This window comes from Dyella sp. (assembly GCF_036568765.1).
Taxonomy (GTDB): domain Bacteria; phylum Pseudomonadota; class Gammaproteobacteria; order Xanthomonadales; family Rhodanobacteraceae; genus GSA-30.
In genome coordinates this window covers 1-12,294 of record NZ_DATCRY010000023.1, presented here as the reverse complement: position 1 = coordinate 12,294, position 12,294 = coordinate 1, and the positions used below count along the sequence as shown (strand labels likewise).

7 protein-coding genes and 1 pseudogene are annotated in these 12,294 nt (G+C 58.5%); all 8 read left to right on the top strand.

Annotation, left to right across the window (positions count from 1 at the left end):
* The first annotated feature begins 1,028 nt into the window (after positions 1-1,028).
* Complete coding sequence (locus VIM98_RS01830; RefSeq protein WP_331991381.1) at positions 1,029-2,519, top strand: mannose-1-phosphate guanylyltransferase/mannose-6-phosphate isomerase; 1,491 nt, start codon at positions 1,029-1,031, stop codon at positions 2,517-2,519.
* Between the two features lie 231 nt (positions 2,520-2,750).
* Complete coding sequence (locus VIM98_RS01825) at positions 2,751-4,061, top strand: UDP-glucose/GDP-mannose dehydrogenase family protein (protein ID WP_331991380.1); 1,311 nt, start codon at positions 2,751-2,753, stop codon at positions 4,059-4,061.
* A gap of 97 nt (positions 4,062-4,158) precedes the next feature.
* Positions 4,159-5,625 (top strand): glycosyltransferase family 2 protein, encoded by a 1,467-nt coding sequence (locus VIM98_RS01820; protein ID WP_331991379.1) that lies wholly within the window; start codon positions 4,159-4,161, stop codon positions 5,623-5,625.
* 38 nt (positions 5,626-5,663) lie between these two features.
* Complete coding sequence (locus VIM98_RS01815; protein WP_331991378.1) at positions 5,664-6,902, top strand: PilZ domain-containing protein; 1,239 nt, start codon at positions 5,664-5,666, stop codon at positions 6,900-6,902.
* The gene (locus tag VIM98_RS01810) at positions 6,902-8,659 is read left to right on the top strand and encodes a tetratricopeptide repeat protein (RefSeq protein ID WP_331991377.1); all 1,758 of its coding nucleotides are present in this window, start codon (positions 6,902-6,904) and stop codon (positions 8,657-8,659) included. The genes VIM98_RS01815 and VIM98_RS01810 overlap by 1 nt, the downstream gene beginning before the upstream one ends.
* 14 nt (positions 8,660-8,673) lie before the next feature.
* A complete protein-coding gene (locus tag VIM98_RS01805; protein ID WP_331991376.1) occupies positions 8,674-10,077 on the top strand; it encodes an alginate export family protein in 1,404 nt (467 codons plus the stop codon).
* Between the two features lie 11 nt (positions 10,078-10,088).
* Entirely contained in the window at positions 10,089-11,759 is a 1,671-nt protein-coding gene (locus VIM98_RS01800) for a right-handed parallel beta-helix repeat-containing protein (protein WP_331991375.1), read from the top strand.
* 16 nt (positions 11,760-11,775) lie between these two features.
* Positions 11,776-12,294: pseudogene (locus tag VIM98_RS01795) on the top strand (hypothetical protein); the annotation flags it as partial.

The following is a 12,294-nucleotide window of genomic DNA, read 5'->3' as shown; positions in this document are numbered from 1 at the left end:
AACCTGATCCGGCTAGGCGGCATCGGCCAGTGGTGGAATCCCTCGCCGACATAACAACCCGCATCCATGGTCCACTTCGACAACCATTGAAGCCACCTATAACTCAGGCTGACGATGAGCGTTTCTCAACAGCCTGCTAGGCGAACGCGATACGTTCGCGGCTTCGCCCGTATTGGCGAAGCCGCCTTCTTTATCGACACGCGTCTGCTCGCCCAGCGTTGCCGGACTGCGAAACTGCTGCATACGTGCCGCGACAACCACCGCAATCCGCATCGCAACCTCTCTCTTGCGTCGAATCGAAGCGGCTGACGGTAGCGGTAAAGGTGGGGTATTTTCATGTGGCGGCTATTGCCGATTCGACACCCGTTGTCGCCAGGGCAGCATGTCCACTGGAGGGTCTGTCCCTTCGGATATGACGCTCTTAAATGAAGCTGGCTCCATAGCTTTTGCCGGCGATGCCGGTTCTTGCTCAGACCGTCACAACGATGAGACAAACGTGAAAATTCGCTTGCGCGAACCGATTCGCGCCATTCAACACAAATCGAAAAAACGGATTGTGCAATTCCACCTGCAAACCGAGCGCACTGACACTCCAAATCCGTGTTCTTGCATAGCGGAACGCGCGATTAGATGCCTGATGTACAACAGACCCAAAGTCGAAGTGCAGCCAGCGTGAAGACCTGCGACAAGTCCTTCGCGAGCGTTTCATTCGCAAAATATCGCGACGTCATTGACAACAAATTATGAGCTCGACTTGCAATGCACATCGCATACGCGATCTGAACAAAGTGACTGTTTCGATAAGAAAACGATGAAATGACGTAAATTCAAACGCGCTGAACGATACAAAAATGTCAAAGAAATTACGCAATCGCGAGTTCATGCTGCGGTCATTCCCAGCGCTTATAACGGGCATGTTCGTTAGGCGATCGATGGATAAACGTTAAGACGTCCGTTTCTCGAATCGTTTGTAGCGGCCAAAAAAATCAGGGGGCCCTCCGCGACCGAACCCATAAAGAGGCGCGTGCATGGCCACACCACAACAGTTAGATGTGAAGACCGATGCTCCGATCCTTGTCCCTGTGCTTCTTGCGGGCGGCACCGGAACACGACTTTGGCCGCTTTCCCGGGAACAACACCCCAAGCAGTTCCTGTCGCTTATCGGGCCGCTGAGCCTGTTTCAGCAAACGGCACAACGCGCAGCCTCCCTCCAGCACGCCACAGCCCCAGTCGTGCTTGGCTCGAACGATCATCGTTTCATGATCGCAGACCAGTTGCAGGACATTGCCGTGAGCCCTTCGGCCATTCTTCTCGAGCCCGAGAGCCGCAATACGCTTGCCGCAGCCGCGATCGCCGCACAGCATATCGCCGCGGAACATGGTGACAACGCGATTGCTTTCCTCATGGCTGCCGACCATTTCATCGCCGACAACACCGCGTTCCAGGACGCGACGAACATCGCAGTGCAAGCAGCGGCAAAGGATTTCGTCGTCACTTTTGGCATCACCCCAACGCGTCCCGAAACGGGTTACGGCTATATCAAAAGCGGCACGTCGATGCCGGCTAGTGACGGCGCATATGAAGTCGGAGCGTTCATAGAGAAGCCGAACGCCGATGTAGCTTGCAGTTTCCTCGCTTCGGGCGGCTACTACTGGAATGGAGGCATGTTCGTGTTTCGTTGCCGCCGCTTTCTCGAGGAACTGCGCCGGCTTGAGCCGGAGACCTTCGAACAAGCCAGGAAAGCGGTGCAAAATGCCCGCCACGACAACGGCTTCACCGCACTCGATCCCGAGGCATTTGGCCAGTGTCGTAGCGAATCGATCGACTATGCCATCATGGAAAAGATCCAGCGATTGGCATTGGTTCCCCTGGATGCAGGATGGGAAGACGTCGGCGCTTGGAATTACCTCGATCGCATGCCCAGCGACGACCCGGAAAACAATCATACGCAAGGCGACGTGCTTCTCGAGGATGCGACCGGCAACCTCGTTCACTCCAGTAATCGTCTCGTTGCACTGATCGGTGTACATGACCATATCGTGGTCGAGACCGACGATGCCGTCCTGGTTGCACCCAAGGATCGCGCACAGGAAATCAAACGTGTGGTGCAGTCGCTCAAGCGCGCCCATCGCACTGAGGTAGAGAATCATCGTCGAGTAAGCCGACCATGGGGCTTCTACGAAACTATCGCTCTCGGCGACCGCTTCCAGGTCAAGCGCATATGCGTCAAGCCGGGAGGCAAACTCAGCTTGCAGATGCATTACCACCGTGCCGAGCACTGGGTCATTGTCAGAGGCACTGCGCAAGTCACCATAGCCGGTGAGACTTGCATTCTTACGGAAGATCAGTCGACGTATATCCGGATCGGCAATATGCATCGCCTCGAAAATGCAGGACGCATACCGCTCGAATTGATCGAAGTACAAACAGGGGTTTACCTGGGCGAAGACGATATCGTCCGTTTTAGCGACGCCTACGGCCGCATCGACGCGGCCAAGGAACCCGCAGCAGCGGCCTGATCCCCGGGCTCAACGGGGACATTGTTTGGCTGGAGCGCCAGATACCGACGCGGACCGATGCTGAGTCTGCGGAGGAGCGTTTTGCCCGGCTTTCATAGCGAGCCTCAAACCTGCCTGGGCGTGGACGCACGCAAATACCGGGCATTTTCGAAGAAAAGGCCCTAGAAATACAGGGTTCTAGCGACAAAAAAGCAGTCAACAACCGCCCTTTTTGCCTTCAGAGGATTTTGTATGCGCATCAGCATTTTTGGTATGGGCTATGTCGGCGCCGTCTGCGCTGCCTGTCTCGCGGACCGCGGCCACACAGTGATCGGCGTCGACATCGCGCAGGCCAAGGTCGACCTGATTAACCGCGGCGAATCGCCAATTGTAGAGCCCGGCCTTGAGGAGCTCCTGCAACAAGGCGTGGATACCGGTCGAATCCGTGCAACCTCCGATACGCTCGATGCCATCCTCAACTCGGACATATCGATGATTTGTGTGGGCACGCCGAGCAAGAAGAACGGCGACCTCGACCTGCACTTCGTCCAGACCGTCGTCGCGGAAATCGGCACGGCGATGCGCAACAAGCCGGAACGACACACGGTAGTCCTGCGCAGTACCGTGCTACCAGGAACCATCAGGGAAGTGGTTCTGCCGATGCTTGAAGATACGTCCATGAAGCGCGCGGGGCGCGATTTTGGCCTCGCAGTCAATCCCGAATTTTTGCGCGAAAGCACTGCCATTGCCGATTACAACGAGCCGCCGATGACGGTAATCGGCGAATGGGATGAGGCTTCGGGCGACCTTTTGGCTGAGCTGTATTCATCGCTTTCCGCCCCGCTGATCCGCAAGCCGATCGAGGTGGCGGAGATGGTCAAGTACACATGCAATGTGTGGCACGCCACCAAGATCGCGTTCGCCAACGAGATCGGCAATATCGCCAAAGAGCTCGGCGTAGATGGCCGCGAGGTGATGGAAGTGATGTGCCAGGACCACAAGTTGAATCTGTCCAGTTACTACTTGAAACCCGGTTATGCCTTTGGCGGCTCCTGCCTGCCCAAAGATGTGCGCGCACTCAATTTCCGCGCCACCCAGGTCGATGCGCTGCATCCCTTGATCGGTTCGCTGATGGTCAGCAACGAAATGCACGTCAAACGGGCATTCGATCTCGTCGCATCGTTCGGCGATCGCCGCATCGGCATGCTCGGGTTGAGCTTCAAGGCACAGACCGACGATCTGCGCGAAAGCCCGCTGGTGGAATTGGCCGAGATGCTGATCGGCAAGGGTTACGAGCTGACAATCTTCGACGAGAACATTGAATACGCCCGTGTCCACGGCGCCAACCGAGAGTACATCACCAGCAAGATCCCGCATATTTCGTCGTTGCTCAATGCCGATCTTGATGAGGTGATTGAAGGCTCTGACGTACTCATCGTAGGACAACGCGATGGGAACTTCGCAAAAGTCGTCAATGGCGCTCGAGGCGACCGCAAGGTAGTCGACCTTGTCGGTTTTATGCCTCATACGTCGACGCCTGAAATGCAGGGTATCTGCTGGTAGCGCCGCGATGCCATCGACCTATAAGGCAACTCGCGGATTCATCGCCACTCCGTCAACGCGCATGGGTGGCCGGCCATCGAGCAAGTTTCGTAGATTCATGTTCGACCTCGGTGGCTGGTTGCTTTACCTGAGCGCGCTGATGGGACTGGTGTTGATGCTCCCTGCACAAGCGTTCGAGCCCGGTACACGGATTTTCGTGTTCGCCCTGGGTGCCCTGGGCATCTGGCGTTACAGCCTGCGCGCCCTGCACTTTGCGCGCAGCATGCTGTTCCTGCATTGGGTCTTTCCGCGCGCCCGTCGCAGGGCATCACGTGCCGGTGACTTGGCAACACCGTCCCATGTGTACCTCCTCATTACGAGCTACCGCATCGACACGTTCACGACGGCCCTGGTCTATCAGGCAGCATTCGAGGAAGCCATCGACTGTGGCGCACCCACGACGGTGGTTGCCTCGATCGTGGAGATGGCCGATCAGCGTCTGATCCTCGCCTTATGGGAGCACCTGGATCCACCCTCCCGCGTACGCTTGAGGATCGTCCGGATCCCCGGAACCGGCAAGCGCGATGCGTTGGCGCAGGGCTTTCGATGTATCTCCCGCGATATGCCTGACGAAGATGCGGTGGTTGCATTGATCGATGGCGACACCGTGCTCGAAAAGGGCGTGATCTCAAAAACCGCGCCCTTCCTGCGGATCATGCCCAGCGTGGGCGCGCTCACCACTAACGAATTTTGCGATGTCGCGGGCAGCTACGCCATGAGCGAGTGGCACAAGCTGCGCTTTGCTCAGCGCCATCTGAACATGTGCTCGATGGCACTGACCAGGCGCGTACTGACATTGACCGGTCGCATGTCGTTGTTCCGCGCTCCTATCGTCACCGATCCGAGCTTCATCGATGACGTACAGAACGATGCCGTCGAACACTGGCGTCTTGGCCGTTTCCGGTTCCTTACCGGGGATGACAAGAGCACCTGGTTCAGCCTGGTGCGCATGGGTTGGGACACTTATTACGTACCGGATGCTGCCGTGCGCACGCTGGAGAGCCCACCGGATCCACGATTCCTCAAAGCCAGCCGCAAACTCATGTTCCGTTGGTACGGCAACTCCCTGCGCCAGAACAGTCGCGCACTGAAGCTGGGCCCACGGAAACTCGGCTGGTTCACCTATTACGTACTGCTGGATCAACGCGTGTTGATGTGGACTGGCCTGCTTGGCCTGACCATGGCAATCGTGGCGAGCATCAAGTTCAGCCCGGTCTACATCCTTACCTTTCTTCTATGGGTGGGCATCACGCGCCTGGTGATGTCTTTCCTGCTGCTGGCGTCCGGACACCGCGTCGGACCGGCCTTCCCCGCGCTGCTGTACTACAACCAGGTGGTCGGATCGGTCATGAAGATCTTCGTGTTCTTCCGTCTCGACCAGCAATCCTGGACACGCCAGAAAACTACCCTGGATCGCAATCTCGGCGCTTTCCACCGGCGTTTCAATCACTGGTCGTCATGGGCCATGACGTTTTCCGCAGCGAGCCTCTTCATCGCCGCCGTCATGTGCCTGCTTAGCCTTTAACCATAAACCACTGAATCAGGACTGCAAGGAAAACCATTATGGCCGACGAAACAGTCAATGTTGTGCACGAAACGGAAGTCGAGCGCCAACATCCCAGGGTCCGCATCCCGGCCACCCTGAACCTGGAAGCCAAAGGCCGGGAACTGGCCTATCGCCTGATCGATATCTCGGCGGGCGGTTTTGCCTTCGACACACATGGCGATAGCTACCAGATCGGAAGGATCTATCGCGGTACGCTGCGGTTTGCGATCGATCCGATGGGCATGACGCTACCTGTCAGCTTCCGGGTGTGTAACTTCGACCCAGTGCATCATCGTGCCGGTTGCTCGTTCGAAGAACTGGACGAACGCCGAACCGTACTGCTCCGGCAGTTGATCAATGCCTATATCGCCGGCGAAGTCGTCACTGTCGGCGACGTACTGACTACGCTTTCACGCAACAACTACACCAAGGGTCGCCCCGCGCAGGTCGCTCCCAAAGTTCAGCCTCAGCGCCTTCGGCCGCGCGCCATGACGCTGACTGGGCTGTTCTTCTTGATCGGCCTGGCCGCCTTCGCCTATGCCGCTACCAAACTCTATGGCGTACTGTTTATCAATCATGCGATCGCTGCAAAGGTCGCGGCGCCCAGCTTCGCAATCACCATGCCGCGCGACGGCACCTATTTCAGCCTGATTCCGCCGGATGGAAAGATCAAGAAGGGCCAGCCTCTGGGCACCTTCCAGGCTGCGATGCTGGATGTCGTACAAAACGACCCGGGCTCGCTGCACCTCACCCCCCAACAGCTTTCGGACCTGATGGGCGAAACGCTCAAGGGCACGCTGTCCAGCCCATGCGACTGCACGGTACAGCAGACATTCGCGATGGATTCGCAGTTCATCAATCGCAATCAACCGCTTGTGGTGCTATTGCCCGACAACGCCAAGCCCTATGTGCTGGCGCGCTTTCATTTCGACAACATCCAGGATCTTCGTATCGGCCGTACCGTGAGCTTTCACGTCAGCGGCGAAGATCACGATCGCTATGGCCGGATAAGCCAGGTACGCTTGCTACCCAGCCCGATCAGCGCAGACGAGCGCGGCGGCGCCAGCGACATACGCGGCCTCGATACTCCCGGTGCGGTGAGCGATGTACTTACCCAGATCGATCCGGAACAGCCGCTCATGCGCGACATGATCGACCGCCCCGTGGACGTGCAGCTCGGCGATCCACGCAGCGATATTGCCGGCACCATCGATCACGGCGTGCGCAGCGTGCGCGCATTGATAGCGAAACTCTGATGGAGCGCGCGATTGCCAGTTGCACCGTCTTGGTCGCCCTTGGTTTGTTCATGGGGACATCGGCGCACGCGCAACAGCAACCCACCAAAGGGCAGGATGCTTCGGTTGAGGGAGGCGGCATGCCGGACCTGGCGCGGGGCAAATTGGCCGCCCAGGCCGGGCATGACGTCGAGGCGGAGAGCAATTTCCTGCCACTAGCCAAGCTCGGCTATGTTGAGGCCCAGCTAGCGTTGGCGCGTCTCTATGCGCGCAGGCAAACGCAGCAATCCACGCAGGAAGCCATCCGCTGGTTCCGCGTCGCGGCACAGAAGGAGCCCTTGCAAGCTGAAGTGCCACTGGCTCGCCTGCTCCTTCAGCAGGACGGCACATCGCAGCTTGCCGAGGCGCAACGTCTGTTTACACATGCCTGGGACGACCGCCAGGACCCTGAAGCCTTGGCGGGTCTGCTCGAACTCTATGCCGCCAATCCAGCGTATGACACCGACCGACGCATGCCTTCGCTGGTCGCCAGCGCCGAGAAGCTCGATCAGCCTGTCACCAACGGCGCCCTGATCAGTTGGTATCGCAACACGCGCGATGTAGCCGGGCATAACGATCGCCTGCTGGCAATGTGCAAAAAATCGCTGAACATCGCGCCCACGTGTTATGTGGATCTCATGCGTGACATGCGCATGCGCAACGACCAGAAAGGCATGCAACAAATGGTCGCTGCGGCGATGTCGCAGTACAGCCAGGGACTGATTCCAGTGGCCACTGCGGCAAGCCTGGCTCGCGCTTTGGTCGCCGCACCGGATGGCAGCCTGGATGCGGCCGATCCGGACACCGCCGTTTCCGACCTGCCTGAAGCCGATGCCGAAGATCTCGCTCAAAATTCGGCTTCGCTCGCACCGCCCCCCCTCCCGCCGACCCGCACATGCCTACAGGATCCTGTAGGCGTCGCCAAGCCGCCGACAACGGGAAATGTGGCGGCGATGGGTGCTCCGGCACCACCGCCGGTCGCAAACGTCGTGCCAGGCAAGACAGCGGCTATTGCAACGCCACCCGTCAAGACGCCAGCGACCGGCGCCCCGAACGGCGGCGCCAACCCACCCACTACAGCGCAGCCGGAAGCCAATGCGCAACCCGATCTTGCCAACCAGATTCTAGCCAAGCTTGTTGCCAGCTCCCCCGAAGCACGGGTGGAAGCCGCTGGCGTGGCCGTGCGTTTTCCTTTCCTGGTGCCGGATTTCGATGTGGAGCCCGCCCTGAAGGACGGACTCAAACAAGGGCTACCCGATGCCACGCTGTACCTTGGAGAGCTCTATCTGCATGGCAACCGTGCACCGCGCGACCCGCCGAAGGCATTGGAGCTGCTGCAACGCGCGGCCAAGCATCCTGACACGGCGCTCGATGCCCAGTACTACATCGGCCGCCTATACCAGTTCGGTTATCTCGATGAGGTCGATCCGCAGCAGGCGACCGATCATCTGCTGTATGCCGCGCGCCGCGGTTACGTTTCGGCCGATAGCGCGCTGGCACGGCTTTACGCCTCGGGGAAAGGACTTTGCCCGGACCATGTCAACGCATTCGTCTTCGCCCAGCTCGGTGCGCGCGACGGTGCGGATGCCATCCGCATCCTTGCTGGCCAACTGAACGGGGTATTGACTCCGCAAGAACGCAAGGTGGCGCAACAGGTCCTGCACCAGGAGGAAACGATGCGGCAGCAACTGCCTCAAACCGAGCCCGATGTTGCCGAAGCCGCATCAACAACGCCATGAAGAGAGGAACCGCGATGAGTACAACCTCGTTGACCGGATGTAGTGTCTTATTGGCGTTGGTCGCCCTTCCTGCCGCGGCCTCCGTAGAGACGGATTACGCCTTCAAGGCCGATATCTCAGTAGTGAACCAGACCAGCGGGGATTTTGGACTGCTCGGCCGGGGCAATGCGACGCAAGCCTATCTGGACGCCACGCCATGGGCGCATTTCCAGTTCTCGCCGGCATGGAGCGGATTTGTGCGAGCACGCCTGTTCGCACCTACAGGCACGGTGCAGACCAATGCGAATGACAACAATAACCTCGGGCCGACCGACCAGACTTTCCTCGGTCTCAAGGAAGCCTGGATCGACTATGCCGGATTCAAATACCCCGGCGAATCGATCCGGCTCGGCCGCCAGCGCATACGCGAAGACGATGCGATGTACATCGACCAGGATGTCGATGCGGCGCGTTGGATCTTCAATACCACCCTCGTGCAATCCGAATTCGGCATCGGACGCGAATTCGGCACCTACCGCACCGACGATATCGGCCTGCCGCCGGACCAGAAACATCGCACCTATGTGTACGGAACGCTTAGCCGCGAATGGCGGGCCTACCAGCGCGTCGGCGTGCGCGCTATCTACGTTCATGACGACAACAACCTGCCACAGACGGGTGCCATCACAAACGTCGGCACCAAGCTGACATCGGGCAACCTGCTCTGGATGGGCGCCTTCCTGAACAACCACTATTTCGACGGAGCCGACGCTCCACCGCTTGCCTACAACGTATCGATCAACTGGCTGAGCGGCAATCAGCGTGCCGCGCTCATCGATCCGGTAACACGCGCGGTGACCGGGGTGACAGACCGGCGCGTATCGCACGCCTGGGCAACCGATGTCGGTCTGCGTTACCGTCTTCCTGTAGAAAAGTTTCCGTTGCAGCTTGGCGCCGCCTACGTTTACAGCAGTGGCGGTAACGGGCGGGACCAGTCGACGCAATACAGCCAGACCGGCCTGCAAAGCAACTATTCGCGCTTTACAGGTACCGATTCGTTCACCCAACGCTTTACCGATGCCTACCGTGCCGAGCTCGGCAATATCAAGGTGGCCACTGCGTATGCGTCAATTAATCTCGGTCGCTGGAATACCAGCCTGATCTACAACCATTTCGACCGAGTACACAACAACGCACCGGTCTACGCCGACAACATCGATGTCGTTCCGCTGAATAACAACGGCTCGCTGGGTCACGGTTACGACGTCGTTGTCACCCGGTTCTTTGGTGGGCGCATCGCGCACACCGATTTGCTCACCGGAGACGAGCCGGCCAGCTCGATTCGTTTGCGCGGCTCGGTATTCCAGCCGGGCGCCGCCTACGGGAATAACCTTCGCACCGAATACCGGGTCAGCCTGGAGCTGGTTTTATGGTATTGAGGATGGCGAGCATGGCTATAGCGATGCTTGCGCTGCTGATTGGCGGCAGGCACTATGCCCTTGCGGCCGCTGTTTTGCCACAGCATGACCCGCACGCCGCCACGGCAAACAAACCGACGCACGCCAAACGGCCTGCGGATAGCGACGACGACTCGGACGACCAGACAGACGGCTCGGATGAAGACGACCCGGACGCCGATGCCGCTACGGTACCGGCCACCGAAGCCCAACCTAAGAATTACACCGTCGGACCGGGTTCCGTCCAAAGCCTGATGGCTTGGAAAGCGCCAAAGCTTCCTGACATTACCCAATATACGGAAGCCGCGGCGATGCAACAGCTGCATCGCGGCCCCGCGGGCCATGTCCATGTCGGGAGCATGATGGAGCAGTTGTCCTTCAAGAACTTCATGGGCCGCGACGAGCGTATGCGCGAATGGGCACGCCGCCAGTCATCGATGCCTCAAGTCATCTTTGTCGACGGCTATGTCACGCCCCGCGACCTCTCACGCACACTACCGAAGCAGTACTTCGCCGAAACGGAACCGGGCGTATTCGTGGCACGGCTTCCCATCGACATATTGCCGGGCGCGACCTTGCACATCGACAAGGACGTCAAGGACTTCCGCCTTTCGATCGACCGGGGAGCGTTCATCGTCAACGAAGGCGACTTGTTCATAAACCACAGTCGCCTGGAAGGTTGGAACGAAGCAAAAAACACGCCCGCGTTCTTCGAAGATGAAAAGGATTTCCGTCCCTACATTACGTCCTGGGGTGGGTCCCGGACGTACATGATCGGCAGCGTGGTAGCCCACCTCGGCTATGCAGCAAGCAAGGCCTATGGCATCTCCATCAGCCAGTACAGCCCATCCATGGCACCCATCATGAAACGCAAGGCACCGACCGGCTGGCTACTGAACTCCGAGTTTCTCGACAACTGGTACGGGTTCTATTGTTACGAAGCCGAAGACGTCGTGATCCGCGGCAATACTTACCACGACAATATCAAGTACGGCATCGACCCCCACGATCGCTCGCGACGTTTGATCATTGCGCAGAATACGGTCTATGGCACGCGCATCAAGCACGGCATCATCGTCTCGCGCGAAGTCAACGAAAGCTGGATCATCGAAAATACGTCGTTCAACAACGGCCTGTCCGGCATCGTTGCTGACCGAAGCAGCATGCACAATGTTATTGCTTTGAACAAATCGTATCGCAACAAGTCCGACGGCATCACGATCTACGAAAGCCCGAACACACTGATCTGGAGCAATCTTGTAACGGCCAACAACCGCCACGGCATACGCGTTCGCAACAGCATCGACGTGCAGCTGCGCGACAACGTCGCCGTGGGCAACGCCTTATCGGGAATCTATGGGCATATCGAAAACCTGAGCGATACCGGGCGCAATCTGAAGCTGGACCCGTTCCACCCCATCATTTCCATGATCGTGGTCGGCGGCAAGCTGGTCTCCAATGGATCCGGTCCGATCACGATCGACCAGCCACTCAGCCTTGAAGTCTATAACGTCGATCTTCGCGAACCGCGGCGCGAACTCGGCATCCACTTCACCGGCGTACTTGGCGCGCACCAGGAGCGCGTACTGGACATCATGGTCAGGCAGAAACTTCCGGTTGTAGTGAAGCCGGAAGCGATCAGTGTAAACACGGCAAGCGATTGAAGCGACGAGGCGAATCATGGTTTTTTCCTCTAACGTCTTCCTGTTCCTTTTTCTGCCACTGTTCCTGGCGGTTTACTACCTGACGCCCAATCGCGGCCGCGCCCGCAATCTGGTCGTATTGATCGGAAGCTATGTATTTTACGCGTGGTGGCGCGTGGATTTCCTGTTGCTTTTCGCAACCGTCACGATCTGGAACTACTTCATCGGCCTGGCGATTGCGCGCGAGGCACCCCGAAGCTCTGCAGCGCGGCGCCGGCTGGCGATCGGTGTGGCCGGCAATCTGCTGACACTGTGCTACTTCAAGTATGCGAACTTTGGCGTTTCCAGCCTCAACGATGTGCTTGGAGCGACCGGTGCGGGGCAGATCTCATGGCTGCATGTCATCCTTCCTATCGGTATCTCCTTCTATATTTTCGAATCGATCAGCTATATCGCCGATGTTTACCGCGGCGATACCGAAGCGACGCATCATCCCGTCGACTTCGCCACCTTTATCGCCCTGTTCCCGCACCTGATCGCCGGCCCGGTATTCCGC

What these genes read in the sequence shown, in the direction of transcription:
- VIM98_RS01810 (WP_331991377.1), top strand. Translation starts at nt 6,902, where the DNA reads ATGGAGCGCGCGATTGCCAGTTGCACCGTCTTGGTCGCCCTTGGTTTG.
- VIM98_RS01830 (WP_331991381.1), top strand. Translation starts at nt 1,029, where the DNA reads ATGGCCACACCACAACAGTTAGATGTGAAGACCGATGCTCCGATCCTT.
- VIM98_RS01805 (WP_331991376.1), top strand. Translation starts at nt 8,674, where the DNA reads ATGAGTACAACCTCGTTGACCGGATGTAGTGTCTTATTGGCGTTGGTC.
- VIM98_RS01825 (WP_331991380.1), top strand. Translation starts at nt 2,751, where the DNA reads ATGCGCATCAGCATTTTTGGTATGGGCTATGTCGGCGCCGTCTGCGCT.
- VIM98_RS01800 (WP_331991375.1), top strand. Translation starts at nt 10,089, where the DNA reads ATGGCTATAGCGATGCTTGCGCTGCTGATTGGCGGCAGGCACTATGCC.
- VIM98_RS01815 (WP_331991378.1), top strand. Translation starts at nt 5,664, where the DNA reads ATGGCCGACGAAACAGTCAATGTTGTGCACGAAACGGAAGTCGAGCGC.
- VIM98_RS01820 (WP_331991379.1), top strand. Translation starts at nt 4,159, where the DNA reads ATGTTCGACCTCGGTGGCTGGTTGCTTTACCTGAGCGCGCTGATGGGA.